Here is a 26,563-nt window from a genome sequence, read left to right as displayed (position 1 = left end):
CGTAGTGAGGGGGCAGGTTTCTTCCCAGCCAAGAACGTGCCCCTTTTGCGTGCTCAGAGCCGCGCCGAGGGTGGAGAAGTGCCTGGCGATGTGCCGGGCGCGCAGCCCACCACCTGGGTGCGGCCCCGCCGAGACAGCGCATAGGGAGCATCCCGTGGCGAAGACCAGCGTCACCTTCGACAGTGTCCGCGTCCCGCTCGCCGGCCACCTCTACCTTCCCGATGCCCCGGCACCGGGTCCGCGTCCGGCGATCGTCGTCGGCCACCCCGGCAGCGGTGTGAAGGAGCAGGCCGCCGGTCTGTACGCGCGGCGCCTGGCCGAGAGGGGATTCATCACGCTCGCCTTCGACGCGGCCCACCAGGGCGAGAGCGGCGGCGAGCCGCGCGGTCTGGAGGATCCCGCTCACCGCGTCGAGGACCTCAAGGCGGCCGTCTCCTACCTCACCACTCACGGCGACGTCGACGCAGGGCGCATCGGCGCACTCGGCATCTGCGCCTCCGGTGGCTACGTACTGCCCGCCACCGCGAGCGATCACCGCATCAAGGCCGTCGCCACGGTCAGTGCCGTCGACATCGCCCGCCAGTTCCGCCTGGGAGCCGACGGAACCCAGGACCCGGCGGTGTTCCAGGGCATGCTGGACGCCGCGGCTCAAGCACGCACCACCGAGGCTCGTGGTGAGGCGCCGCCGGTCCTGACCCTCTTCCCCGACACCGCGGAGCAGGCCCGCGCGCTCGGCGGAGAACACGGCGCCGAGGGCTTCGACTACTACCGCACCCCGCGGGCCGGGCACGCCCGCTCGGCGCGTTTCTTCACCTGGACCAGCATCGACAAGATGGCGACCTTCGACGCCTTGACCCCGATCCCGCTGATCGGGCAACGGCCTCTGCTCATGATTGTCGGCACCCGCGCCGTCACCTCCTGGATGAGCGTCGAAGCGTTCCAGCGAGCCATCGGACCCAAGGAGATCCACTGGATCAACGGCGCAAGCCATGTCGACCTCTACGACAAGAAGCAGTACGTGGACCCCGCCATCGAGAAGCTCGCCGGCTTCTTCCGCGAGCACCTCGGCCAACGTTGAAATCCAATGCCGGGTCAGATCACACGGAAGAGGTCGGCGGCCGCGTGGACGTCGGTGAGGTCCTCGATGGAGCGGAGGTTGTCGCACAGGGCCTCCAGGACCGAGCCGGTTTCGGCGGCGCGCGGGGCGCCGATGGCCACGCCGAAGACCCGGAAGCCCAACTGGTGTTTGGCTTCGTTCCAGCCGCGCATCCATTCCTCGGTGACGCCGCATTCGTCATCGGTGATCATCACGATGTCGCCGCGCGTGCGGGCGGTGTCGTTGAACTCCTCCTCCAGCAGTTCGCGGGCCGCTGTCAGCGGCGCCTGGTAGCTGGTGCCGCCGCCGAGGAAGGTCTCCGCGAAGTCGAGAATCCGGGCGATCCCGGCGGGCCGGCCGGACGGAAAGCGGAAGACCTTGATCTTGTCGGCGGCGGAGAACAGGACGCCGACGAAGTCACGCCCCGCATGGCGGGCCTGATCCAGCAGCGCCAGGGCGCACGCCTTGGCCCACGCCTCCCGGGTGACGCCGCCGGGCCCCGCCTCGTACATGGAGTGCGAGGTGTCCACGCACGCGATGATGGCGCCCTGGCCGGTGGCCTGCTCTCCCTGGCTGTCGTAGAGCATCAGCTCCCCGGCGGCGTAGCGCGCGGCGAACACCGCACGCAGTTCGGGCAGGCCGAGGTTGGCCAGTTCGGAGGGGATGACGCGGGAGAGGTCATCGCCGAGCGTGACGCCGACCAGCTCGCCGGTGGCGTTCTCCACCTTGCGGGCGCGCTCACCGCCGGCCATCTGCCGGAAGCGACCGATCAGCTCGGCCCACTGTGCGAGACGGCCGCTGCGCAGCCGCTCGGCGAGCCGGGCGCGCTGGTCGAACGGCATCCGCTCCAGCTCGCCGGAGCCAACGCCCCATGCCCGCATCAGCGCGGCCTCCTCCCGCACCGCCCGGGCGGCCTTCGCCGCCGCGTTCCGCGCGGCGGCACGGATGCCGGGAGCCGCCGCCAGGGCCTGCGCGGCGTCCTGGGCGGCCTGTCGCGCAGCGGCGTCGGCGGTCTCGGCGGCCTCGATCGCCTGTTGTACGGCGTCGGCGGTCGGGGCCCCGACCCCGTTGGACCAGTCCGCCTCGTAGGCGGCCTGCTGGAGCGCCTCGCCCACGGCGTCCGCCGCGCCTTCGGCGTCCTGCTGGGCCTGCTTCGCCCGCTCGGCCCGCTCCTGGGCCGACCGGGAGCGCTCCAGCATCTCGCGCAGCGCGGCGGCCTGGGCGAGCACGGCCATGGCGGCGGCGTAGGGGTCTCCGGCCGTCTCCCGGCGCAGCTCGGCGAACTCCAGTGACTCCACCAGCGAGGTGATGACCTGGTGGTTGACCAGCCGGGAGGGGTCCATTTCCGCGCGCTCGCGCAACCGCGGGCCGACCTTGTAGGCCGCCAGGAACACGTCGGTCAGGAGGTCGGTGGTGTAGCGGTAACGCTCGTTCAGCTCCGCGGCCACATCGCGCAGTCCGGCGGACTGCTCGTAGGTGTCGCACCAGGTGATCCGGTCGAACCGGTCCGTGACCACGGCCGCCGTGTGCCGCTCGGGAGCGGCGGCGGACCGGCCCAGCCACTTCCCGGCCCGGCTCGCCAGCTCGTCGAGCCGACCCGGTGTCCGGCCCGGTGTCTCGCCCATGGTCCTGATCCCCCGGTGTTCAGAGCTGGGCCTGCACCGTGCTCGCGTCCACGCCGAGCGCCTCGGTGAGTACGCGGGCGCGAACGGCGCGCTGGCGGCCGCTGACCCGGTCGATGGCGGCGGTGGAGCGGCCCGCGCTCGCCGCGTCCTGGCGCAGCTTCTCCAGCCGCTTCCCCGCCATGGCGAGCTTGTTGTGGGCCTTTTTGATGACCCACTCGCTCAGCGCCTCGCGGGACTGCCCGGCCATGGCGTCGAGTTGGGCCTCCAGCTCCTCGAGCCCGTCGGCCAGGTCGAGCGCCTCCTTGGCGTCGGGGTTGACCAGTTGCAGCACCTCGCGCTCGACGGTCGGACGCTGGGCGGGGGAGTCCCACAGCACGTGCGTCAGCACCGACAGATCGGTCTCGGCGACCGCCGGACGGCCGTCGAGGTACGCGGACGCCTGGAGCAGGCCCACCGCCTGCCGCCAGCGGCGGTCGGAGGCGATGAGTTCCTTACGGCGCAGGGCGGCCCGCAGCGTACACACCGCGTCCACGATCGCGTCGGGGACGTCCACGCCCGGGACGGCTTCGGTCACGGCGTGCCGCAACGCGGCCAGCTCGACCGTGGTCCGGTCCGGTGCCGCCGGGCGGCTGGCGGCGGAGCGGACCAGTGCGGCGAAGTTCGAGGGGTCTTCCAGGTACCCGACCTCGATCCGGACCAGCAGCCGGTCGTAGATCGCGGCCGAATCCTCACCGCTGGGCAGTTCGTTGCTCGCCGTGATGGCCCCGATCAGCGGGCAGCGGATTGGCTCGCCGCCGCTCTCGGGGTGGTAGATCCGCTCGTTGAGGTAGCCCAGCGTCTCGTTCAGCGCCGCCGTGGAGCACTTGAAAATCTCGTCGATGAAGGCGACATGCGCGGTCGTGGCACGGCCGTCGTAGACCTGGCGGTACTCACCTCGGGCCAGTGCGGCGACGTCGATGGGTCCGAACATCCTCGTCGGCGCGGTGAACTTGGACAGCAGGATCTCCCAGTAGGCCGCCCCCTCGATGCGGCCCGTGAGCTCCCGGGCCATCTCGGACTTCGCCGTTCCGGGCGGGCCGAGCACCAGCGAGTGCTGCCCGGCCAGCAGCGTCACCACCAGCGTCCGCACCACGTCGGCCCGCTCGTAGAAACGGTCCGACAGCTCGTCGCCGATCGCCCGCAGCCGCTTGGCCGTGTCCTGCGCGTCCTGTGCGTCCCGTGCGGTGTCCAAGTCAACTCCCTGCCTGCGAAGCCCTGTTGGGCTCATGAGACGGCCCTTTGGCGACCTTCGCTCGATACCGCCCCGGTGTCGTGCCGAACTCCCTCTCGAAGGCGTGTGAGAGTGCGTACGGGCTGCCGTAGCCAACTCGGCCGGCGATGGTGGCCAGGGTATCCGGAGTGTCTCGGAGCAGGGTGGCGGCAAGGATCACGCGCCACCACGTGAGGTACGTCATCGGAGGGCGGCCGACCAGGGTGGTGAACCGGCGCGCCAGGGTGGGACGGGAGACGCCCGCCTCAGCCGCCAGGCGGTCATTGCTCCACGGCGCGGCCGGGTTGGAGTGCATTGCCCGCAGGGCGGAGGCCGTCACCGGGTCGCCCAGTGCGCCGGGCCAGACTCCGCAGGTGGTCTCGGCCATCCAGGAGCGGATCATATAGACGAGAAGGAGGTCGAGCAGGTTCGGCAGCGCGACGCAGGAGCCGGGCCGGCTCTCGTCCAGCTCACCGGCGAGCAGGTCGATCGCGGCACGGAGTTCGAGGTGGCTGCCCACTCGGTTGGGAAGGTGGACGACCTCGGGCAGCTCCGCCATGAGCGGGTGCATGCGGCTGCAGTCGAGCCAGTACTTGCCACAGAGCATCTCCGTCTCGTCGTGAGCAGGCCGGGCACGCGGCCCTTCCGCCACGAGCCATTGCTCGAACGGCACCGCCTTCTCCTCCGCGACCGCCGCATCGACGGGGGAGTCGGCGATCACATGGCCTGTGCCATGGGGCAGCAGCACCGCGTCCCCCACGCCGAGAGGCACCAGGGTGCCGCCGTCGGTCAGCAGCCAGCAGTTGCCCTCCAGGACGACGTAGAAGCCCGCACCGTCGTACGGGTCCAGCCGTGCGCACCAACTCCCACTCGTCCGCACCCGATGGGACCAGGGGTGGCCGAGGTGCACGGCAGAGATCGCGTCGCTCACCACATCCATGGGCCGAGGATATCTCCCGTATGAGGCGTGAGACGGATGCGTATTTCCTTGAGCTGGACGCGCATTGAGAGGATCGTTCGGCCTCTTTAAGTTCGAGCACATGACGAACGAGAACGAGCGTGTGCAGAGCATGGTGCTGGGGGATGTCGAGGTCATCCGGGTCATTGAGTGGCACAGGCCGTTCTTGCCCACCTCCGGCATGTTCCCGGGAGCTACCGCCGACATATGGAAGGACAACGAGGACTGGCTGGCACCGGACCACTGGGAGCCGGACAGTGACCGGACGGTTCTTGCGCTGCAGACCTGGGTGCTGCGCAGCGGTGGGCGGACCGTCCTGGTCGACACAGGAGCGGGCAACGGGCGCGAGCGGCCGGGCATGGCGCCGTTTTTCCACCAGTGTCAGGGTGATTTTCTCGGCCTTCTGGCGAGGGCCGGTGTGCGCCCGCGGGATGTCGACGTCGTCGTCAACACCCACCTCCACGTCGATCACGTCGGTTGGAACACCGTCGACGCGGACGGGGAGTGGGTACCGACGTTCCCCAATGCCCAATACCTCATTCCGGCCGCAGACGACTCCCACTACGGTCCGGCCAATGCGAAGGGGAACGGTCTGCGGGAGGTCGACCGCCTGATCTACGAAGACAGCATCGCGCCCATCCACCGGGCCGGTCAGGCCGTGCTCTGGGACGGCCTCCACCGCATCGACGAACACCTCACCCTGGAGTCCGCGCCCGGCCACACTCCCGGTTCGTCCGTGCTGCGACTCGCCTCCGGGAGCGACCGGGCGGTTTTCGTCGGAGATCTGCTGCACAGCCCGGTGCAGATTCTCCAGCCCTGCTGCAACAGCGACGCCTGCCTGGCCCCGGAACGAGCGGTGGCCAGTCGCCGTCGGATTCTCGGGCGGGCAGCCGATGAACGAGAGTTGCTCGTCCCGGCGCACTTCGGTGGAGCGGGCGCCCTGGAAGTCCGACGGAACAGTGGCGGGTTCGCCCTCGGCTCATGGGCGACATTCAGCCCGGAGAAGTAGAGCGGGTCAGCTCTGCGGGACGTCCTTGACGAACACGATGCCGTCAGTGCCGGCCAGATGGGCCGGGTCGAGCGGGGAGTAGCCGAACCAGGGGGATACGCGGGGCGTGGGCACCGTGTCACCGAGGGCGGTGGCCAGCCGCGGGGCGTCGATGACGCAGCGGTCCTCCGGGAGCGCGTACAGAAGTCCCTCGATGGTGTCCGGCGGCGGAGTGTCCACTCCCTGGTGCCGGATCGTGCCCAGGGCCGTGGCCACGAAGGCGTACTCCTCGCCGAGCCGGGCACTCACCAGCGCACCGGCGCTCCACCACTCCAGCGGCATCCCGCCCATCCGCGTCGTGCTCTTCTCCCGCTGGAGATGGCCGTTGTGGGCGTGGACCAATGCCGGGCCCTGTTCCGCGAGGGTGAGGAGGTTGTGGGCCATCATCTGGTCCCGCAGGCTCACCAGCCAGGTCATGCGGGCCGGTGAGGTGTCGGCCATCCAGTAGTGGTAGCGCAGCAGGCCGGTGGCGGTGCGCCCGTACAGGCGCGCCCGGTCCCAGTCGTCCCGCGAGGTCGCCGCGAGCAGGTGCGGCGTCTGTGTGTCGAGCAGGGCCACCAGATCGTCGGCCAGCAGCCGCAACTCCCCGGCCCCGGCCGACTGCCCCACGGACTGGGCCGGGTCCATCATCGCGGCGGGACGGGTCCACCGGTCGTCGGCGCCGAGCAGGCGGTCGAGCGTTTCCCCGGTGCAGGGGAGCAGGTCCGCGTCCACCCGGTCCGCGAGGTAGCCGTGGAGTGCGGTGAGGGCCTGCCGGGGGCTGGCGGCGCCGGTGATCTCCAGCGGGCCGTCGAAACCGGCGAAGCGGAGCTGCTCGGACGTGGGCCTGCCGTCGTTGTAGACGCGCATCCAGCGCACGAGTTCGCGGTTGGCCGAGGAGGTGCCCCAGCCGTGGCTGAATCCGCGCTCCATGACCTCGTCGAGCGTGCCTGTGCCCGAGGCGACGTAGTCGTCCACGACCAGGCCCATCATGCAGTCGCTCTCGATCGCGATCGTCCGGTAGCCCTCCTGCTCGACGAGCTGTCGGAAGAGCTCGTTGCGCAGGTCGAGCAGAGTGTCCTCGCCGTGGGTGGGCTCGCCCAGGGCGAGCAGCCGGGGCCGGGCCGGGAGCAGCCTCATGACGGCGGGGGCCTCGACGGCATGGGCGGTGTACTCGATGTCGGTAACCATGCCCTCAACGGTATCGTTGAACTTTCGGTTGAAACTTCTCCGCGATATTGGCAGAACCATGGGACGAAACCTTCAAAGCGGTGAGCGGCTCAGGCCGGTTGATCTGGCGCGCGGACACGGTCTGTCCACGCAGGCGATCAGGAACTACGAGGAGACCGGCATCCTTCCGGCCGCCGGTCGAACACCCCACGGCTACCGCACCTACGCCTCGCTGCATGCGGCGGCCCTTAGCGCGTTCCTCGCCCTGGTGCCCGGCCACGGCCACCAGACGGCGACGTCGATCATGCGGGCCGTGAACCAGGGCTCGGCCGAGGAGGCGTTCCACCTCATCGACGAGAGCCACGCCCAGCTCCTCGACGATCGCCGGACCCTCCAGGCCGTGGAGAGCGCCCTCCGCGACCTGGAGCGCACCACGGCGTCCGGGCCCGATGTGGGGTCCGGGCCGGCCTCGGTAGAGCCCGGTGTGGGGTCCGAGCCGGCCGCGGTGTCCGGGCCCGGCGGCACGTTCATCGGGCCGCTGGCGGAAAAGCTCGGCATCGGGCCCGCGACGCTGCGCAAATGGGAGCGCGCCGGGCTGGTGCGCCCGCGCCGCGACCCGCTGACCGGGTACCGCGTCTACGACGAGGCCGCCGTACGGGACGCCCGGCTGACCCACCAGCTCAGACGCGGCGGCTACCTGCTGGAGCAGATCGCCCCGCTGATCGCCCAGGTGCGGGCGGCCGGCGGGCTGGAGCCGCTGCAGGCCACCTTGTGCGACTGGCACGGTCGGCTGTCCGCCCGCGGGCGGGCGATGCTGACCGGGGCCGCGGAGCTGGAGGCGTACCTGCGCGAGGGCGGATGAGACGCCGATCCCCCCTCGATCGTTTACGGCCGAGTGGTGGACGTCTCCTCGTCGTCCACGAGCGCGAGCAGCGGCCCCTGCTCGTTCTCGGGGACGTAGCCGGCGTAGTAGTCGTAGAGTGTGCGCCGCGAGATGCGTGCTGCCGCCTGGCCGTCCCGTACCCGGATCGCCTCGAGCACTTCCTGGTGATGGCGGAGCGACTTCCGCATGAGCGCCGTGCTGTTGTGTGCGTGGGTGACCTTGTCCGAGATCAGCGAGAGGACGGCGCCCCGGACCACCTGATTGCAGACCTCGATGAGGGAGTTGCGGCTGGCCACGGCCACCGCCTCATGGAATGCGACGTCCGCCTTGCTGAACTTCTCGTACCCTGCCTCGATCGCGTCCGACATGACGGCGAGCGTCCGCTCCATGGCGGACAGCTCCTCCTCGGACCGCAGCCGAGCCGCCAGCAGGCTCGCCGACCCGTCGAGGATCATGCGGAACGAGATCAACTCGGCCATCGACACGTTGTCGAACTGGACGAGCCGGGTCATTTCCTTGGTCAGGCCGGCCGGCGAGAACGGCAGGATCTCCGGGCCGTTCGGATCACCCGGGCGCGAGCGGACGAGGCCGTTGCTCTCCAGTACGCGCAGGGCCTCCCGCACCGTGGGCCGGCTCGCCCCGAACTGCGTCACCAACTCCCGCTCGCTCGGCAGCCGCTGACCGGGCTTCAGATCACCTCGCGTGATCGCCTGCTCGATCTGCTCGACGATGCGCTGGTAGAGCCGTACCGGTGAGACCTGCCGGAACTGTGCACCGTCACTCACGGCTTCTTCCCTTCGAGCGTGGTACATGTCGGCTTCTCCCCGGTGGGCGCACCCGGGGCGCTGTCCGGCCAGTGCGGGACCGCCTCGGCGGGCCGGTTCCGTTCGTACCACGCCGCCGCCCTCAAGACGCCGATATCGTCGAAGCGGCGGCCCGCGATCTGCACCCCGATGGGCCGACGGTCCGCCGTAAAGCCGCAGTTGACGGTCGCCGCGGGCTGTCCCGACATGTTGTACGGCGCGGTGAAGCCGATGTGGGCCATGGTTTTCGCGTCCCCCGTGAACGGCATCGGCTGCTCGGCGGAAAACGCCGCCACCGGAGCCACCGGCGAGAGCACCAGATCGTACGGTTCCGTCGCCGCCACGGTCCGCGCCTGGATGCGCATGATCTGCTGGTAGCACTGGAGCACCTTCGTGCCCGGTACGTCCGCGCCTCCCTGACACCACCTGATGATGTGGGGGTGGACGCGCAGCCCGGCCTCGGGCGTCAGCGCGCGGAAGTCGTTCCAGGACCGCACCCGCCAGAACAGATCCAGGTCGTCCAGGAGGTCCTGGCTCATAAACGGCTCGACGGGCTCCACAATGGCGCCCGCCGCCTCGAAGACCGTGGCGGCGCGGTTCACCGCGGCGAGGATCTCGGCGTCGCACGGCTCCCCGCAGCCGGCGTCCAGGTGCACCCCCACCCGCAGTCCGCGTACCTCGCCGGCCGGCGCCGACCAGTCGATGTCCTGCGGCGGCAGGCTTGTCCAGTCCCGGGAATCCGGCCGGCTCAGGACACCCATGAACAGGGCCGCGTCCGCCACGGTACGGGTCAGCGGACCGGCGGCGCGTCCCAGGTACGGGGCGTCCAGCGGGATCCTCCCGTGGCTGGGCTTGAGCGTGGCCAGCCCCAGCCAGGTGCCCGGCAGCCGGATCGATCCCCCGATGTCGGTGCCCACGTGGAGCGGACCATAGCCCCCGGCGGCCGCGGCGCCCGCACCGGAGCTGGAACCGCCCGTGGTCCAGGCGGCGTTCCAGGGGCTGCGCGAAATGCCGTGCCGGCTGGAGACTCCCGAGGAGAGCATGCCCCAGTCCGGCATCACGGTCGACCCGAGGATCACCCCGCCGGATTCGAGGACCCGCGCGGTGATGGGCGCGTCCGCCTCGGGGACCACCGGATCGGTCCCCGCGTTGCCCGCGGGCATGGGGACACCCCTGCGGGCGACGTTCTCCTTCAGCGTCACGGGCACGCCGTCGATGGGCCCGAGCGGTTCCCCCGCCGCCCATCGGGCCTCACTGGCCTGGGCCGCCTTGCGGGACTCGTCCGGATCCCGCACCCAGAACGCGTTGAGCACACTCTCGCGCGCCTCGATGACCGACTGGACGGCCTCGTGGACCTGGACCGGCGACAACGTGCGGTCAGCGAAGCGGGCCACCATCTCGACGGCCGGCATGGTGGCAAGGCCCTGTTCCGTGAGCACCCGCGGTCTCCCTTCTCCCCCAGCCACCGCTGGGCGGTGCCCCTGGCGATACCTGGGGAATTCGAACCCTTGACAAGAGCAGTTTCAGTCGTCACGGTACCTGGCAAATGAGCTTACTGGTCAGGCCAGTCACAACGAAAGGTGTCGTCCATGGCGCGGGACCCCGAGGTCGTGCGGCTCGCCGTCATACCGGGTGACGGGACCGGCCCTGAGGTCGTCGCGGCGACCGTGCCCACGCTCCGGACCGCGCTGGAGGCCGAAGGCCACCGGCTCGACGTGACCTCGTACGACTGGGGAGGCGAGCGGTACCTCCGGCAGGGCGCGGCGATGCCGGCCGATGCGGCCGACCTCGTCAAGAAGGCGGACGCCGTGCTGTTCGGCGCCGTCGGACGTCCCGATGTGCCGGAACACGAACTGGTCTGGGGGCTGATCATCGGCCTGCGGCAGCAACTCGACCTCGCCGTGAACCTCCGCCCGGTGCGCGCGTTCCCCGGCGTTCCCACCAAGGTGCGCGACACCGATGGGGTGGACCTGGTGATCGTGCGCGAGAACACCGAGGGCGAGTACGTCGGCGCCGGCGGGGTGGCGCACGCCGGCAGCGGACACGATCTCGGCATCGAGGTCGCGGTGCACTCCCATCGCGTCATCGAGCGGGCGGCGCACCAGGCGTTCGCCCTGGCCGGCCGGCGGTCGGGACATCTGTGTCTGGTGACCAAGTCCAACGCGATGCGATACGGCTATCCGCTGTGGGACCGGGTGGTGCGCGAGGTCGGCGAGCACTATCCGGCGGTGCGGCTGGAAACCGTGCTGGTCGACGCCATGGCCGCCCGCATGATCCAGGCTCCGCGATCGCTTGACGTGCTGCTCGCGAGCAACCTGTTCGGCGACATCCTGTCCGATCTCGCCGCGGTGCTGGCCGGCGGTATGGGCATGGCGCCCAGTGCCAACGTCCTTCCGGGCGCGGACGTGCCGGGTATCTACGAACCCGTGCACGGCTCCGCACCCGACATCGCCGGGAAGGGCGTGGCGAATCCGGTGGCATGCATGCTCTCCGGCGCGATGCTGCTCGACGACCTCGGACACGCCGGCGCGGCTCGCCGCCTCCGCGACGCCGTGGCGGCCACCTTGCGCGACGCCCGGCACCACACGGCCGACCTCGGCGGCAACGCCACCACGGCGGAGGTGGCATCCGCCGTCCTGCACACGATGGAAAGCCAGGGGTAGTACCTATGAGAGATACCAGGCGGCCGGCGCGGGGGACCGGGACCCTCGCGGCCACGCTCGCATGCCTGCTGCTGGCAGCCTGCTCGGCCGGGTCCACGGCATCCGGCGGCACCGGGAAGAACGCCCTCAACGTCGGCCTCACCGCCGAGCCGGCCAACTTCGACTTCACCAAGACCGAAGGCGCCGCCATTTCGCAGGCACTGCTCTACAACGTCTACGAAAACCTGGTGAAGCTGGATCAGTCCGGGAAGATACGGCCCCAACTGGCCACGTCGTGGACCCTGTCCAAGGACCGCAAGACGTACACCTTCCACCTGGTGAAGAACGCCAGGTTCAGCAATGGCGCACCGTTCACGGCCAAGGACGCCGCATTCTCCATCCAGCGTGTCAGCTCCGACTGGACGATCGCGCAGAAGGCCCAGATGGACGTCGTCGATACGGCGCGGGCGGTGTCGCCCACCGAACTGAAGGTCTCCCTGAAGCGGCCGAGCAACGACTGGCTGTACCGGATGACCACTCGCGTCGGCGCGATGTTCAGCAGGACCGGCGTGGACAAGCTGGCCACCGAGCCGGTGGGCACCGGCCCGTATGTGGTGAAGAAGTGGAACCGCGGCGACTCGATCACGCTCGGCCGTCGTCATGACTACTGGGGGCGCAAGCCGCACTTCGCGTCGGTCACCCTCAAGTACTTCAAGGACCCGACGGCCATGAACAACGCGCTGCTCACGGGCACCATCAACGTGATCGGCACGATGCAGTCCCCGGATTCCCTGTACCGGTTCGCGAACAACCCGAAGTACAAGGTCATCGAGGGCACGACCAATGGCGAGGTGGTCCTCTCGCTCAACAACGGCTCGGGCCCGCTGAAGAATCCGAGGGTCCGCCAGGCAGTCCGCTACGCCATCGACCACAAAGCCCTGATGGACACCTGCTGGGCGGGCCGCGGCAAGCTCATCGGCAGCATGGTCCCGCCGACCGACCCGTGGTACCAGAACCTCACGAACGAGTATCCGTACAACCGCGACAAAGCCAAGAAGCTCCTCGAGGAGTCCGGCCAAGCCGGCCGTACGCTGCGGCTGCGGCTTCCGACGCTGCCCTATGCCACCGCGTGCGGCACCGTGGTCAAGAGCCAGCTCGAACAGGCCGGGTTCAAGGTCAAGCTCGACCAGCTGGAGTTCCCCGCCGCCTGGCTGACCACCGTGTTCAAGAACGCCGACTACGACATGTCCATCATCAGCCATGTGGAACCCCGCGACATGCAGGCGGTGTTCGGGAGCAAGACCTCCTACACCCGCTACGACAGCCCTGAATTCCGCGCGCTGCTGAAGAAGGCGGACCAGGGCACCCAGAAGGAGCAGATCACCGCCATGCGGGCGGCCGCCCGGCTGCTGTCCAAGGACGCCGCGGCCGACTGGCTGTTCCTGCTCCCGAACCTGATGGTGGCGAACAAGGACATCACCGGCCTGCCGGTGAACACCGTCTCCGAGTCACTGGATCTCACCGGCCTGGGCCGGTCATGAAAGGCGGCCTCAACCCATGATCGTCCGTCTGGCGCAGCGGATCGCGATCCTCCTGGCCAGCCTTGCCGTGAGCTCCGTCCTGGTGTTCGCGTTCATGGCGGTCCTGCCGGGGGATCCGGCGCGCGTCGCACTCGGCACCAGCGCCTCGGACACCGCGGTGGCGCAACTGCGCGAGCAGTTCGGGCTCAACCGGCCGCTCGTGGAGCAGTACCTGAGCTGGATCCACGGCCTGGTGACCTTCGACCCGGGCAACTCCTACATCTCACACGCGCCGATCGGCCCGCAGATCTCCGACCGTCTCCAGGTCACCCTGTGGCTTGTCGGCACCGGGATGGTGATCGCCTGCATCGTGGCGATTCCCATGGGCATGGTCATGGCCGTGCGGCACCGCAGGCCGTCCGGGCTCATCCTCTCGGCCCTGTCGCAGATCGGCGTGGCCGTCCCGGCCTTCCTCGCGGGCATCCTCCTGATCACCGTGTTCGCGGTGGGACTCGGGTGGCTGCCGGCGAACGGATGGACACCCCCGGTCGAGGATCCGGTCCTCTTCCTCAAGCAGCTGGTGCTGCCCGCGCTGTCCCTCGGCGTGGTGCAGGGGGCAGTGCTCACCCGCTATGTCCGCAGCGCCGTGCTCGATGTCCTCAGGGAGGACTATCTGCGCACCGCTCGGGCCAAGGGACTCCGCCCGACGCAGGCGCTGCTGCGGCACGGCCTGCGGAACGCGGCGGTGCCCGTGGTCACCGTCCTGGCGCTGCAACTCGCCACGCTGCTGGTGGGCGCCGTCGTCATCGAACGGGTCTTTGTCATCCCCGGGCTCGGGAGCCTGCTGCTGGACAGCGTCTCCAACCGCGACCTCATCCTGGTGCAGGACGTGGTCATGATCATCGCAACGGCGGTGCTGCTCGTGAACTTCCTGGTGGACATCATCTATCTGCTGATCGACCCGCGACTGAGGGTGGGTGCGTCATGAGTGTTCCGGACACGGAAGCCGCTGTCGCGTCCGTGGCGCCCGAGGGCCGTCGGCGGCGCCGCCCGGTGCCGGGCAGCCTCCTGGTGGGCGCTCTCATCGTCGTGGTCGTACTCGGCATGGCGCTGCTGTCCTTCGTGTGGACCCCGCACGATCCGACGCTGGTGAACCCCGCGGCGCGGCTGGAGACGCCGTCGTCGGAGTACTGGTTCGGCACGGACAAATTCGGCCGCGACGTGTTCAGCCAGATCATGATGGGCTCGCGCACCACGCTGTTCGTCGGCTTCGTGGCGGTGGGGGTCGCCGCCCTGGTCGGAGTGCCCCTCGGCATCGTCGCCGGAATGGCGCCCGGCTGGTTCGGCGAGCTGCTCATGCGCGGCAACGACCTGATTCTCGCCTTCCCGGCGCTCCTGCTGACCATCATGTTCTCCGCCGTGTACGGTGCCGGCACGCTGGTCGCGATGATCGCCATCGGCATCGCGTCCATCCCCCATTTCGCCCGGCTGATCCGCGGCGGCACGCTGCAGGTCATGCGGACCGAATACGTCATCGCCGCGCGCGCGGCGGGCCGCGGGCCGTTCGCGATCGCCCTGCGGCATGTCCTGCCCAACGTCAGCGGTCTCGTCATCGTGCAGGCGTCGGTCGGATTCGCCATCGCCGTACTCGCCGAAGCCGCGCTGTCGTTCCTGGGCTTCGGAACCCCGCCCCCCACACCGTCCTGGGGCCGGATGCTGCAGGAGAGCCAGGAGATGCTGTCGATCGCCCCCCGGCTCGCCGTGTTTCCGGGCATCGCGATCGCGGTGGCGGTGCTCGGATTCAATCTGCTCGGTGACGGCCTGCGCGACCGCTTCGACCCCAAGATGGAGGACCGCCGATGACCCCGGCACCTGACACGGCACCGGCCTCCGCAGCGGGCTCCCCCGACTCGCCCGATGACGTATTGACCGTGCGGAAACTCGACGTCGCGGTCGGCGGCCGCAAGCTCGTCGAGGACGTCGACTTCACCATCCGGGCGGGCGAACGGGTCGGCCTGATCGGCGAGTCGGGGTCGGGCAAGTCGCTGACCGCGCTGAGCGTCATGGGCCTGCTTCCCGAGGAGCTCCGGGCCACGGGTTCGGTGCGGCTCGCCGGAGTCGGCCACGACCTGGTGGGGGCCGACGAGGCGCGGATGTCCCGGGTGCGGGGCAAGGAGATCGCCATGGTCTTCCAGGAGCCCATGACCGCTCTGAACCCCACGATGAAGGTCGGGCGGCAGATCGCCGAGGTACTGCTGATCCACCGGACCAGGCCCGACCGCGCGTCCGCTCGCGCCGCCGCCGTGGAACTCCTCGACCAGGTGGGACTGCCCGATCCCGCGGTCGCCGCCGACGCCTACCCGCACCAGTTCTCCGGCGGCCAGCGGCAACGGGTGGTGCTGGCCATCGCCCTCGCGAACGACCCCGCGCTGCTGGTCTGCGACGAACCCACCACCGCACTCGACGTCACGGTGCAGGCGCGAGTGCTCGACCTGATCGTGCGGGGCGTCCAGGACCGCAGGTCGGCCATGCTCTTCATCACCCACGACCTGCCCGTGGTGGCCACCGCCTGCGAGCGGGTCATGGTCATGTACGGCGGGCGGGTGGTCGAGTCCGGCCCGGTCAGGGAGGTGTTCACGCGCCCCCGGCACCGCTACACCCAGGGTCTGATCGGCGCCTCCGACCTGACCGTGGTCGACGACCGAGGCCGGCTGGTCACCATCGGCGGGTCGGTTCCGCCCGCGGGTCAGTTCCCCGCAGGATGCGTCTTCAGAAACAGATGCGCCCAGGCCACCGAGGTGTGCGCCACCCGGCCGGAATGGGTCGCGACCGGGCCGGACTCCGGCTACGCCTGCTTCCACCCGGTGTCCGAGAGCGGCGCACCCGGGACCGGCACCCCCACGAACCAGGAGGCCGGCCATGGCTGAGCAGCCGACCAGCGCCCCCCGTGCCCCCGGGCGGGGGACCGGCCCGGCGGATGCCATCAGCGTCCGCGACGTCACCCGCGACTACCGGCGACCTCGTACCTCGCTGCGCCACCCCAGCCCGCCGGTGCACGCGCTGCGCGGCGTCAGCTTCGCCGTCCCGCCGGGGCAACGGTTCGGCATCGTGGGCGAGTCGGGGTGCGGCAAGTCGACCCTGCTGCGGATTCTGGCCGGGCTCGACCGCCCCACCAGCGGCAGCGTCGCGATCGACGGCCGGGACATCACCGGGCTCCGGGAGAGACAGCTCCGGTTCGTCCGCGAGCGGCTCCAGCTCGTGTTCCAGGACCCGATGAGTTCGCTGGATCCGCGCATGCGCGTCGGCGACATCGTGGCCGAACCGCTCGTCGCACAGGGTCGCGGGAACCGCCGCGAGCGGGTGTCCGAGCTGCTCGAGGCCGTCGGCCTGCGAGCCGACGCGGCGGACCGGTACCCGCACCAGTTCTCCGGCGGTCAGCGGCAGCGCATCTCGATCGCGCGCGCTCTGGCCCCCCGTCCGAAGATCATCGTGGCCGATGAGCCGGTGAGCGCCCTGGACGTGTCCGTACGGGCCCAGGTCCTCAACCTCATCGCCGACCTCGTCGACGAGTTGTCCCTCACGCTGGTCTTCGTCTCCCACGACCTGTCCGTGGTCCGCCATGTGTGCGACCGGGTCGCGGTCATGCACAACGGGCAGATCGTGGAGACCGGGGCCACCGAGCAGGTGTACGAGGACCCGCAGCATTCCTACACACGCAGGCTGATCTCCGCCGTTCCCACTCTGGGCAAGGCACTGTCCGGAGTGTCGGCGGCCGACCTCAACCGGGAGTACCAACCGTGACGACCCATGCCGAACCCGCCGGCGAAAGCCCCGTGGCGAGGGAGTTTCCCGAGGGTCTTCCCATCGGTGACACCTGGGTGGAGGCACCCGCCACCGAGGACGTCCGTTTCCCCTACGACGGGACGCTCGTCGCACGGGCGCCGATCGGGGACACCGCCCTCGCCCGCCACGCGGTCGACGCGGCCCTCGCGATCCGCGAGCGCGTCGGCCGTCTCCCCTCGCACGTACGCAGGGCGGCGCTGCTCGCGACGCACGAGGCGGTCGCCTCCCGGCGCGCGGACTTTGAGCGGCTCCTCGTCCTGGAGACCGGCAAGCCGCTGGTCGACTGCCGGGTCGAGGTGGACCGTACCCTGCTGACCCTGCTCACGGCGGCCGAGGAAGTGGCCCGGCTGCACGGGGAGACGGTGCCGCTGGACCTGCTGCCGTCGGGGGAGGGGCTGCTCGGCTTCTGGACCCGCAAGCCGATTGGCGTGGTGGTGGGCATCGCGGGCTTCAACTACCCGCTGCTGCTCGCCGCGCACAAGATCGCGCCGGCGCTGGCCGCCGGCTGCCCGATCATCGCCAAGCCCGCCCCGCAGACCCCGCTGGCCACCCTGTGGCTGGTGCACCTCCTCCGTGAGGCCCTGCGCGCCGGCGGTGCGCCACAGGCCGCGGTGCAGCTGGTGACCGGGGGCCCCGAGGTGGGCATCGCGCTGACCACCGACCGCCGGATCGGAGCGGTGTCCTTCACCGGTTCCGCCGCCGTCGGCCACCAGATCGCCCGGGACGCGGCACCCACCAAGGTGCTGCTCGAACTCGGCTCCAACGCCGCCCTGGTGGTGGCCGCCGACGCCGACCTCGACGCCGCCGCCGACGCGGTGGTGCGCGGCGGGTACTACGCGTCGGGCCAGGCGTGCATCAGCGTGCAGCGGGTCATCGTGGTGGACTCCGTGCGGAAGGAGTTCGTGGCCCGCCTGACGGAGCGAGTGGCCCAGGTGGCCGTGGGCGATCCCCGTGATCCGCAGACGCGTGTCTCGGCACTCATCGACCAGCGGTCGACCGAGCGGGTGCGCGCGTGGCTGGCCGAGGCGGTGGAGGCGGGGGCGTCGCTGGTGGCCGGAGGATCGGTCACCGATGGTGTGATCGAGCCCGCCCTGCTGCTCGATGTGGACCGCGCCCTCGCCGTCTGGGACGAGGAAGTGTTCGGCCCCGTGGTCGCCGTACGGTCAGTCCCCGATCTGGAGACTGCCTTCGACCTGGTCAACGACTCGCGCTACGGACTGCACGCGAGCGTCTACACCAGCGCCCTGGACACCGCGTTCGCCGCTCTCGACCGCCTGGAGGTGGGCGGAGTGGTGGTCAATGAGGTTCCCGGTTTCCGTTCCGATGTCATGCCGTACGGCGGTGTGAAGGACTCCGGGGCCGGACGGGAGGGCCCGAGGTTCGCCATCGAAGAGCTCACCGTGACCCGTATGGCAGTGATCCGTCCGACGACAACGAAGCCGTGAGGACCACCATGCAAGCAAAGGACCGCACCGATGCGGTGGACGCGTACTCCGGCCTGTTCCGGCTCGACGGCCGCAGGGCTGTCGTGGTGGGCGCGGGCAGTGGAATCGGCCGCGAGAGCGCCTTGGCCCTCGCCGCGCACGGGGCCACGGTGGTGTGCGCCGACCGTGATCTGACGGCGGCCACGGAGTCGGCGTCGATGGGGCCGGGCCTGTCGCCGTACGCCCTCGATGTGCTCGACGGCGAGGCGGTCGCGCGTGCCGCCGAGGAGCTCGGACCTGTCGACGTGCTCGTCTTCACCGCCGCGACGAACGTGCGCAAGCACCTGCTCGAGTACACGGCGGAGGAGTTCGACCGGGTCGTGGCGCTCAATCTGCGTGCGTCCTTCGACCTGGTGCGGGCGTTCGGCCGCGGCATGGCCGAACGCGGCAGGGGAAGCATCATCGGCTTCAGCTCGATCCGCGCGGTGGCCGTCGAACCGGGGCAGGGGGTGTACGCGGCCACGAAGGCCGGCCTCGTCCAGATGCTGCGGACCGCGGCGGCCGAGCTGGGACCGTCGGGCGTGCGGGTGAACACCGTCGCACCGGGCGTCGTGGACACACCGCTGACCGCGCAGATCAGGGCCGTACCGGAATGGTCCGAGGCCTATGCGGCCAAGAGCGCCCTGGGCCGCTGGTCCCGGCCCGACGAGCTGGCCGGCGCCGTCGTCTACCTCGCGTCGGACGCGTCATCCTTCGTCACCGGGAGCCAGCTCTTCGTGGACGGAGGCTGGACGGCGATCGACGGACGCTATACGCCGCCCAACTGACGGGGCGCCGGACACTCTCAGGCCCCCTTTTCCTGGGTTCAACCCGGACGAGGGGGCCTGAAGGCCGTATCAGTCGATGCGCTCGAAGGGTGTCGTGCCCGCTTCGTCCGGCGCGACGGTGAAGACGACCTTCTCGAACTTCCCGGTGAACGCGAATTCGCCGTCATAGCTGGGTGAGGAGGGCGACAGGGTGTCCCGGCCGATGTCGAGGCCCTGCCATCCCAGGAAGTGGGGAAGCACCCGCGGAATGTCCGCGCTGCCCACCGACCTGCCTGACACATACAGGTGTCCAACGCCCCGCATGTCTCCGGTCTTGTCGAAGGCGAAGGTCAGCTCCGCCGGGCCGACCGGGAGCTCCTCCGCCGAGGTCACCGTGTACCGGGTGCCGAGGAAGTTGTACTCGTAGACCTGCCGGTTGTCCTTGCCGTACAGGACGTATCCGCTGCTGATGTTGCCCAGGGAGACCAGGACACCCTCGTCCGACGTGGCGGCCCGGTCGACGTACGCGGTGATGCGGTGCGCGGGGGTCATCACGGGCCACCCTCGTGGGTGTTCTGCTTGTAGCGCTTGAACGGTGTGTTGCCCGCCTGCGCCCAGCCCCAGGGGTAGTTTGCGTGCGCGCGCGAGGATGCCCCGTTCGATCTGGCGGGCGTGCCGGGTCGCGCGCTCGGCGTCCCAGCCGTGGTCGAACCGGCCCCGGTATTTCTCCAGGTACTCCCGCGGGGCCTGGTGCGGGGCGTGCGCCGCACCGAAGGCCATGTACATGAAGAAGGGCTTCTCGGGAGTGACCGACGTCTGGTCCGTGACGAATTCGATCGCCCGGTCCACCAGGTCCTCACTGAGGTGATAGCCCTCTTCCGGGGTCTTCGGCGGAGCCACGGCGTGGTTGTCGTAGAACAGCTCCGGATAGAAGCTGTCCGTCTCGGTTTCCAGGAATCCGTAGTAGCGCTCGAACCCACGGGAGAGCGGCCACTGGGTGTACGGCCCGGACGCGGTGGTCTGCTCCATCGGCGCCAGGTGCCACTTGCCGACGGCCATGGTGTTGAAACCGTTGTCGCGCAGCACCTCGGGCAGCATCGCGGCGGCCTTGGTGACCCGTCCGCGGCCGCTGGGGAAGCCGGTGTCGAAGTTGGACAGCATCCGCATGCCGACCGAGTGGTGGTTACGGCCGGTCAGCAGGGAGGCCCGGGTCGGCGAACACAGCGTGGTGGTATGGAAGTTGGTGTAGCGCAGGCCCCCGCTGGCGAGGGCGTCCATGGCCGGGGTCTCGATGTCCGAGCCGAAACAGCCGAGGTCGGAGAAGCCGACGTCGTCGAGCACGATGACCACGACATTGGGCGTGTCCTCGGGCGGCGTCGGCTGCTGGGGGCACCACGGCGTCGACTCCTCGTAGGTCGTGCCGATCTCGCCTTGGAAAGTGCCGCTCGCGGACGGCGGACGCGGAGAGGAGTTGGTCGTCCAGGACGCTCCTCTACATGGACACTGGTGCGCTGTGCCGGCGGTCCGTCAGCGTGGCGGGGGCAGGTCCGCCGCGCAGCGGAACCCCATGTGCCCGGTGCTGCTGTCGGGTGTGTTGGAGGTGCGCGCGGCGACGCGGTAGCGGTTGCAGTACGACGCGTGGCACAGGTAGGAGCCGCCGCGGATCACCTTCGCCTCCCCGGCGGGAGGTCCGGCCGGGTCCTGGCGGGTCTCCGGGCGGTCGGCCGCGTGCCAGGTGGTGCTCCACCAGTCGGAGCACCATTCCCACACATTGCCCGAGGTGTTGTACACGCCGAGGTTGTTGGCCCGGTAGGACTTGACCGGCGCGGTTCCCAGATACCCGTCCTCACCCGTGTTGACCTGCGGGAACTGCCCCTGCCAGATGTTGCAGCGGTGCTGCCCGCGAGGCAGGAGCTCATTCCCCCACGGGTAGCGGGCGCGCTCCAGACCGCCACGTGCCGCCATCTCCCACTCCGCCTCCGTGGGCAGGCGCTTGCCCGCCCAGGCCGCGTAGGCGGACGCGTCACGCCAGGAGACATGGACGACAGGGTGGTTCGACAGATCGGTCCATGACGACCCCGGCCCGTAGGGGGCCCGCCAGCACGCCCCGTCCACCGCGAGCCACCAGGGTGCCTGCGCCACCGTGCCGTCGCGCACCAGATGCCGGGCGTCGGGGTGGACGAGTGCGTAGAACACGAAGGACCAGCCGTAGCGCTCGGCATCGGTCCGGTAGCCGCTGCTGCGCACGAACGTCGCGAACTGCCGGTTGGTGACAGCGGTCGCGTCGATGAGGAACGGCGACAGCCGCACGGCCCGGACCGGCCCTTCACCGTCCTCGGGAAACGCGTCGGCGTCATCGCCTCCCATCAGATACGTCCCCGCGGGGATGCGCAGCATGGCGCGCAGCCCCTGCGCCCGGTCCCGATCCGAGGCCTGGAGCCGCACGGCGGACGGTTCGGGAATCTCCCGGCCGCCCCCTGATGTGGGGGCGCAGCAGGCTCCTGACATCGCTCCTCCAACCGCGGCCGCTGTTTCTCGCCCGACTCCAGGTCTCCTGAGGTGACTGGTCTGGCCAGCATCATATTCTGGCTAGTTGAATGAGTGTGTTTCGGTCCGAATACCGCTGTCAAGGGAGTCATCGAGCCGCGGGGACGGCACGTGGAGCGGTTCGTTCGGCTACCCGTAGCGGAACGAACCCGCCGCACCGCCTGGTCGCGGCCTGCTCCGCGTTCATCGCAGTGCTGTTGCCCGCGGGATGTGGTCGGTTTCGCGTTGAGCGGCGTACCAGCCCAGTGCGCGCACCATGGCCTTGTGCGGGGTGGGCGGGAGCAAGGGGGCGAGGGTGTCCCAGGTCTTGTCGACGAGTTCGCGGGCCTCGGCCATGCACGCGTCGAGGGCTCCGCTGCGCATCAGCAGGTCGGACGCCTGGAGCGCACCGGCGTCGGAGCACTGCCGGAGGGCGTCGCGCAGGCGTTGGCGGTCGGTGGTGTCGAGGAGGCGGGTGGCGTGGGCCACGGGGTAGGTGACCTCGCCGTTGCGGAGGTCTTCGGCGGGGGAGCGGGTGGTGATGCCCTGCCGGTGTTCGTCGGGGGTGCACTGCCCGTACAGGTCGAAGACGTCGTCGGTGATCTGGTAGGCGATTCCGACGGCTTCGAAGTACGCGCAGATCGCGTCGAGTTGGGTCTCGTCGGCGCCGCCGAGGATCGCGGAGACCTCGGCGGTGCTGCGGACGAGCATGCCCGTCTTGAGCCGGTGGGCGGTGCGGATCTGGTCGAGGAGGGGGCGGGCGTCACCGGTTGCCACGGCTTGGTCGAATGCGGTGTGGTGCCCGGCGAGGTCGAGGGCCTGACCGGCGTGGGCGGCGCGCAGGTCCCGCAGATAGAGCCGGTAGATGCGCAGCATGGTGGCGGGGTCGGCCTGCGGGACGCGCTGGATGAGGGCGTCGAAGGTGTAGTAGCCGAGGGTGCCCGCGGTGATCGCCGGAGCGGTGCCGAAGATCTCGTGGACGCTCGGACGGCCGCGCCGGGTGGGCGAGTTGTCCTGGATGTCATCGATGACCAGAGCCGAGACATGGAGCAGCTCGGTGACCGCGGTCAGCGGCCGGTAGGGCTCGGGGTCGGCGCCGAGAAGGCAGAGGACGGCCGCGGCCACGTAGGGGCGCCAGGAGCGTCCGGGGTTGTCCAGCAGGTGCAGAAGGGGAGCGGCGACCGCCTGGTGGAGGCGGATCCGGGCGGCGGTGTCCAGGTCCGTTCCGCCGCTGGTGCCGGTGAGCAGACCCAGCGCGGTCTCGTCGGCGGCATCGGTGGAATAGAGCGCGGCGGCTTCCGCACGGGCGATGTCGTGGGTGCGGCGCATGTAGTGCTCGATATCGCCGATGGTGTTGGTCGGGAGTGTCTGCAGGAATGCCGTGCCGGCCACGGACGTGTTTCCCATGACGCCGCGCACGGTGGCGGGGCTCTCCCAGAAGGCGCGTCCGACGATCAGAGTACGGACCTCGCCCTCCGCTGCCGGAGCGATCACCTCGACGTCCAGCCCGAGGTCGGGGACGCGCACGCGCACCGCGGTGGGGTAGGTGTTGAGGGTGGCCAGTGAGGTCCAGTGGCGCACGGGCTGCCAGTCCATGTCGTGGTAGCCGACGCCGCCGTCCGGGGCGACCACCGTGGCGCGGGTGAATTCCAGCGTGGCGGCGCCCGTGGCGGGATCGGTGTTGCGCGCGTGAATGCAGCTGATCTCCCAGCCGTTGCCGAGCTGGATGCCGGCCCACTCCCAGGTGTGGTCCGGCGTTCCCGGGGTCCGCTCGACGTCGTAGTAGGTGCTGCCCCAGTCCTGCTCGAACCAGGCGTGCCCCGCCACCCGTCTTTGGGTGCCGTCCGCACGACGCAGGGTCCCGTGGGCGTGCAGCCGGGGCACGAAGTACGACGTCATCGCGTCCGCCTCGGTCGGAAGCCGCCCCGGATAGCGCCCACGGGCGTCGAACTGCGGGACCGCCGCCTTGACGGGGGTGAGGAGAAGCTCGAGGCGTTCCCTGTCCTGGAAGGCCAGGTGGTATCCGCCGTCCTCCGCACGGCGCAGCGCGGCCACGTCCCCGAAGGACATGTCCAGCGTTTCGGCCGACTCCACCACCGGCTCGGCCAGCGGCCGGTCGGGCAGCAGCGGGCCCTCGGCGAGGGCCTCCGCCAGCGCCTCGCGGACCCGGTGATCCTGCGCGGTGTCGCCGCGGAGCGCCTCGCGGACCGCGCGATGCATGGTGGGCGTGAGCCAGGCGCCGTGGGTGACCCCTGCCGGTCCCGAGCACGTGGACACCACGCCGTACCCGGGACCGGCCGCGCGGTCCCGTACGTCGTGGTGTTTCAGGACGCTGACCATCCACGTGTACTCGTCGCCGCTCTCATCCCGCAGATGCCCGTTGAGATACCACCCTTCGGCACCGGCCGAAGGGTGCGGCAGGCCAATGGGCGCTGAGCCGGCGGTGTGCTGCGGTGCGGCCTGCGAAGGGCCCTGCGCCGGGGGACGGGACGCGGAGATGGTCATGCCGGAAACCTAGACGTCCGTACCCCGCTCACCGGGTGCTGTCGTAACGGCCCCACCTCATCGGATGACAACGCGGCCCGGATATCGGGTCGTCGCCGTGCCCTCGACGCCGCCCGCTCGTTATAGCGGAACGCCAAGGGGAGGAGGCCCTCGATGGAGGTGACCGGCGTGTACCACGCCTACGGCCGGCGTGCGGTGCTGGGCGGTGTCGACCTGCGACTGCGCCCCGGTGTACTGGCCGGAATCGTGGGGGAGAACGGCGCGGGCAAGACGACCCTGCTGAGGATTCTCTCAGGCGAACTGGCCCCCGACCGCGGCACGGTCCACCACTACGGCGGTTTCGGGTACTGCCCGCAGGCCGCCGTCCTCAACGACGCGCTCACCGTCCGCCAGCACCTGAAGTACTTCAAGGTCGCCTACGGCCTGAGTGACCTGGTGCGAGCCGAAGAGGTCATGGAGGCACTCCAGTTCAGCGAGTACGCCGACGAACGGGCCGGAGTCCTCAGCGGCGGAACCCGGCAGAAACTGAACCTCACCCTGGCCCTCATGCACAATCCCCGGACACTGCTGCTGGACGAGCCCTACCAGGGCTTCGACTGGGAGACCTACCAGCGGTTCTGGGACCTGGCCACAAGGCTGCGCGAGGACGGCCGATCGGTCCTCGTGGTCTCCCACCTGGCCTACGACGCCGAACGCCTCGACACCTTGTGGCGCCTGGACGGGGGCCGTCTCCACGGGCAGATCGCGGAGCCCACCGCATGACACCTCCCCGAGCCGTACGCCGCAACCGCACCCTCTTCATGACCGCGGCCCGCTACGCGCTGATCGAGCACCTGCGCAACCGCTTCGCCATGGTCCTCATCGCCCTGTTCATCCCCGTGTGGACCGCGCTGGCGTTCTGGTCCGTACCCAGCACCCCCACCCGCTTCCGGCTGCGTGCGACCGGTGACCTGCTCACCCCGCACGGCAACCAGCTCACCGAGATCACCGGCGCCCTCAACGCCGTCACCCTGATCGTCGGCTTCATGATGTTCGCGGCCTCTTTCGCGGGCGGCCACTTCGACCGCCGACTGGCCCTGGCCGGCTATCCCCGCACCCATCTCGTCCTGGCCAAGCTCACCTCCTTGACGCTGGTCTCCGCCGCCGTGGCCGCCTACGCGACCATCCTCACCCGCACCTTCTGGGCACCCGAGCAGCCCGCCCTGCTCGCCGCCGCTCTCTTTTGCGCCGGCATCACCTATGGCGCCCTGGGCGTCGCCTTCGGCTCACTGCTGCGCCGTGAAGTGGAGGGCATGTTCGCCATCGTGATGACCAGCGTGATCGACCTCGCCCTGCAAAATCCCCTCTACAGCTCCAGCTCCGACGGCAGCGTGGTGCGCTACCTGCCCTCCTACGGTGCGATGCAGGCCGCCACCGGCGCCGGGTTCTCCAGCACGCCACTTCCGAAGTACCTCGCCATCCAGGCCGGCTGGTTCACCGCCGCCGCACTCATCGCCCTCCTTGCCTTCCACTGCCGCACCCGCAACACCCTCGGCAAGAGCGGATGGCCGCGCTCGTGGCGACTCGTCGAACTCGTCTAGTCCGCGCCCTCCCCGGGTGGGACTCGCGGGGATTCCCACCCGGGGGAGGAGCTGGGCTCAGGCCCGGGGAGCTGGGCTCAGGCCGTGGAGATGGCGGCGTTCATCTCCCACATGAGCACCTCGGCGCCGTCGGGGCCGCCGGTGACGCGCTGGCCCTCCGCGCCGGTGACACGGACCGCGTCGCCGGTGGCCAGTGTTCCCGCGCCCTCCAGCTCGGCGCTGCCGCGCGCGACGAAGAGGTGGACGAAGGGAGCGGTGACGATCTCCAGGGTCTCGGCGGGGCGGATGCGGGCCACGTGCAGGGCGGCGTGCTTCTGCCGGATGCCGATCGCGCGCTGGTTGCTGTGCTCGGGCATGCCGGAGGCGAGAGTGGACCAGCCGCCGAGGGCGAGTTCGTCGTTGATGTCGAGCTGCTCGTAGCCGGGCCGGATACCGGACTCGTCGGGGATGGTCCACATCTGGATGAAGTGGACGGGGTCATCGTGCTCGGGCCGGCCGGTAAGGGTCCAGGAGTCGTTCTTCTCGCTGTGGAGGATGCCGGTGCCGGCGCTCATCCGCTGGGCGAGGCCGGGGTAGATCACCCCGTTGTGCCCCTCGGAGTCCTGGTGGACAAGGCCGCCGTCGAGGACCCAGGTGATGATCTCCATGTCCCGGTGGGGGTGGGTCTCGAAGCCGGTGCCGGGGGCGACCACGTCGTCGTTGGAGACCAGCAGAAGCCCGAAATGGGTGTTCTTGGGGTCCCAGTGGCGCGAGAAGGAGAAGGAGTGGTGGGAGTCGAGCCAGCCGGCGCGGGTGTGGAAACGCTCGTTGGCGCGCCGGATGTCGAGCAGGGAGGCCATGGTGGTGGTGTCCTTTCTGTCCGCGCGGCCGGGGGTCGACCCGGTGATGTAGTTGAACGTTATACAA

23 protein-coding genes are annotated in these 26,563 nt (G+C 70.1%); 13 read left to right on the top strand and 10 right to left on the bottom strand.

The genetic code is table 11. The features are described from left to right. The first annotated feature begins 154 nt into the window (after positions 1-154). The gene (locus CGL27_RS02620; RefSeq protein WP_119984183.1) at positions 155-1,078 is read left to right on the top strand and encodes an alpha/beta hydrolase; all 924 of its coding nucleotides are present in this window, start codon (positions 155-157) and stop codon (positions 1,076-1,078) included. A gap of 14 nt (positions 1,079-1,092) precedes the next feature. Here the strand turns inward: CGL27_RS02620 and CGL27_RS02615 are convergent, their stop codons facing one another. Genes CGL27_RS02615 through CGL27_RS02605 form a run of 3 tightly spaced genes read right to left on the bottom strand, consistent with a single transcriptional unit; the run spans position 1,093 to position 4,910 of the window. Continuing rightward, positions 1,093-2,721 carry a VWA domain-containing protein gene (locus CGL27_RS02615; RefSeq protein WP_119984181.1) on the bottom strand — a complete coding sequence of 543 codons (1,629 nt, stop codon included), beginning with the start codon at positions 2,719-2,721 and terminating at the stop codon, positions 1,093-1,095. Positions 2,722-2,740: 19 nt separating this feature from the next. Beyond that, positions 2,741-3,988 carry an AAA family ATPase gene (locus CGL27_RS02610; protein ID WP_162952852.1) on the bottom strand — a complete coding sequence of 416 codons (1,248 nt, stop codon included), beginning with the start codon at positions 3,986-3,988 and terminating at the stop codon, positions 2,741-2,743. Next, a complete protein-coding gene (locus CGL27_RS02605) occupies positions 3,954-4,910 on the bottom strand; it encodes an AraC family transcriptional regulator (RefSeq protein ID WP_078638270.1) in 957 nt (318 codons plus the stop codon). The genes CGL27_RS02610 and CGL27_RS02605 overlap by 35 nt, the downstream gene beginning before the upstream one ends. Before the next feature lie 100 nt (positions 4,911-5,010). On the opposite strand from CGL27_RS02605, the gene CGL27_RS02600 reads away from it, so the two are divergent. After that, positions 5,011-5,937: an MBL fold metallo-hydrolase gene (locus CGL27_RS02600; protein WP_119984178.1), complete on the top strand. Its 927-nt coding sequence runs from the start codon at positions 5,011-5,013 to the stop codon at positions 5,935-5,937. 6 nt (positions 5,938-5,943) lie between these two features. Here CGL27_RS02600 and CGL27_RS02595 read toward each other — a convergent pair whose 3' ends face one another. Continuing rightward, entirely contained in the window at positions 5,944-7,146 is a 1,203-nt protein-coding gene (locus tag CGL27_RS02595) for an erythromycin esterase family protein (RefSeq protein WP_119984176.1), read from the bottom strand. A gap of 58 nt (positions 7,147-7,204) precedes the next feature. Here CGL27_RS02595 and CGL27_RS02590 point away from each other — a divergent pair, with 58 nt between their 5' ends. After that, complete coding sequence (locus CGL27_RS02590; RefSeq protein WP_119984174.1) at positions 7,205-7,987, top strand: TioE family transcriptional regulator; 783 nt, start codon at positions 7,205-7,207, stop codon at positions 7,985-7,987. Between the two features lie 23 nt (positions 7,988-8,010). On the opposite strand, the gene CGL27_RS02585 is transcribed toward CGL27_RS02590, so the two are convergent. After that, positions 8,011-8,793 carry a FadR/GntR family transcriptional regulator gene (locus CGL27_RS02585; RefSeq protein ID WP_240450325.1) on the bottom strand — a complete coding sequence of 261 codons (783 nt, stop codon included), beginning with the start codon at positions 8,791-8,793 and terminating at the stop codon, positions 8,011-8,013. Beyond that, complete coding sequence (locus tag CGL27_RS02580; protein ID WP_205587602.1) at positions 8,790-10,250, bottom strand: amidase; 1,461 nt, start codon at positions 10,248-10,250, stop codon at positions 8,790-8,792. Before CGL27_RS02580 ends, CGL27_RS02585 begins: the two co-directional genes overlap by 4 nt. A 150-nt stretch (positions 10,251-10,400) precedes the next feature. On the opposite strand from CGL27_RS02580, the gene CGL27_RS02575 reads away from it, so the two are divergent. From CGL27_RS02575 to CGL27_RS02540, 8 genes are read left to right on the top strand one after another with little or no spacing between them, the layout of a single operon-like run. Further along, positions 10,401-11,474, top strand: coding sequence for an isocitrate/isopropylmalate dehydrogenase family protein (locus CGL27_RS02575; protein WP_119984170.1), 1,074 nt, complete (start codon positions 10,401-10,403; stop codon positions 11,472-11,474). Between the two features lie 5 nt (positions 11,475-11,479). Continuing rightward, a complete protein-coding gene (locus CGL27_RS02570) occupies positions 11,480-12,994 on the top strand; it encodes an ABC transporter substrate-binding protein (protein WP_119984168.1) in 1,515 nt (504 codons plus the stop codon). 16 nt (positions 12,995-13,010) lie between these two features. Beyond that, entirely contained in the window at positions 13,011-13,961 is a 951-nt protein-coding gene (locus CGL27_RS02565; RefSeq protein ID WP_078638264.1) for an ABC transporter permease, read from the top strand. Then, on the top strand, positions 13,958-14,836 hold the full coding sequence (locus tag CGL27_RS02560) for an ABC transporter permease (RefSeq protein WP_205587601.1): 879 nt from the start codon (positions 13,958-13,960) through the stop codon (positions 14,834-14,836). Before CGL27_RS02565 ends, CGL27_RS02560 begins: the two co-directional genes overlap by 4 nt. Then, positions 14,833-15,900 carry an ABC transporter ATP-binding protein gene (locus tag CGL27_RS02555; protein WP_119984166.1) on the top strand — a complete coding sequence of 356 codons (1,068 nt, stop codon included), beginning with the start codon at positions 14,833-14,835 and terminating at the stop codon, positions 15,898-15,900. Before CGL27_RS02560 ends, CGL27_RS02555 begins: the two co-directional genes overlap by 4 nt. Then, positions 15,893-16,774, top strand: a complete 882-nt coding sequence (locus CGL27_RS02550; RefSeq protein ID WP_119984164.1) for an ATP-binding cassette domain-containing protein — start codon at positions 15,893-15,895, stop codon at positions 16,772-16,774. The genes CGL27_RS02555 and CGL27_RS02550 overlap by 8 nt, the downstream gene beginning before the upstream one ends. Next, complete coding sequence (locus CGL27_RS02545) at positions 16,771-18,261, top strand: aldehyde dehydrogenase family protein (RefSeq protein WP_205587600.1); 1,491 nt, start codon at positions 16,771-16,773, stop codon at positions 18,259-18,261. Before CGL27_RS02550 ends, CGL27_RS02545 begins: the two co-directional genes overlap by 4 nt. A gap of 8 nt (positions 18,262-18,269) precedes the next feature. Further along, positions 18,270-19,067, top strand: a complete 798-nt coding sequence (locus tag CGL27_RS02540) for an SDR family oxidoreductase (protein WP_119994213.1) — start codon at positions 18,270-18,272, stop codon at positions 19,065-19,067. 69 nt (positions 19,068-19,136) lie between these two features. Here CGL27_RS02540 and CGL27_RS02535 read toward each other — a convergent pair whose 3' ends face one another. From CGL27_RS02535 to CGL27_RS02525, 3 genes are all read right to left on the bottom strand, one after another. Continuing rightward, positions 19,137-20,396, bottom strand: coding sequence for a sulfatase-like hydrolase/transferase (locus CGL27_RS02535; protein WP_205587599.1), 1,260 nt, complete (start codon positions 20,394-20,396; stop codon positions 19,137-19,139). Between the two features lie 177 nt (positions 20,397-20,573). Further along, a complete protein-coding gene (locus tag CGL27_RS02530; RefSeq protein WP_078638258.1) occupies positions 20,574-21,554 on the bottom strand; it encodes a formylglycine-generating enzyme family protein in 981 nt (326 codons plus the stop codon). A 222-nt stretch (positions 21,555-21,776) separates the two neighbouring features. After that, on the bottom strand, positions 21,777-24,077 hold the full coding sequence (locus CGL27_RS02525) for a polyprenyl synthetase family protein (RefSeq protein WP_119984160.1): 2,301 nt from the start codon (positions 24,075-24,077) through the stop codon (positions 21,777-21,779). A gap of 153 nt (positions 24,078-24,230) precedes the next feature. On the opposite strand from CGL27_RS02525, the gene CGL27_RS02520 reads away from it, so the two are divergent. Together CGL27_RS02520 and CGL27_RS02515 are read left to right on the top strand one after the other, a co-directional pair. After that, positions 24,231-24,839 carry an ABC transporter ATP-binding protein gene (locus CGL27_RS02520; protein WP_119984158.1) on the top strand — a complete coding sequence of 203 codons (609 nt, stop codon included), beginning with the start codon at positions 24,231-24,233 and terminating at the stop codon, positions 24,837-24,839. Then, positions 24,836-25,657, top strand: coding sequence for an ABC transporter permease (locus CGL27_RS02515; RefSeq protein ID WP_119984156.1), 822 nt, complete (start codon positions 24,836-24,838; stop codon positions 25,655-25,657). Before CGL27_RS02520 ends, CGL27_RS02515 begins: the two co-directional genes overlap by 4 nt. Before the next feature lie 77 nt (positions 25,658-25,734). On the opposite strand, the gene CGL27_RS02510 is transcribed toward CGL27_RS02515, so the two are convergent. Further along, a complete protein-coding gene (locus CGL27_RS02510) occupies positions 25,735-26,496 on the bottom strand; it encodes a pirin-like bicupin family protein (RefSeq protein WP_119984154.1) in 762 nt (253 codons plus the stop codon). Positions 26,497-26,563: the final 67 nt, after the last annotated feature.

This window comes from Streptomyces sp. 11-1-2 (assembly GCF_003595545.1).
Classification (GTDB): domain Bacteria; phylum Actinomycetota; class Actinomycetes; order Streptomycetales; family Streptomycetaceae; genus Streptomyces; species Streptomyces hygroscopicus_B.
This window is presented reverse-complemented; position numbering and strand designations above follow the sequence as displayed.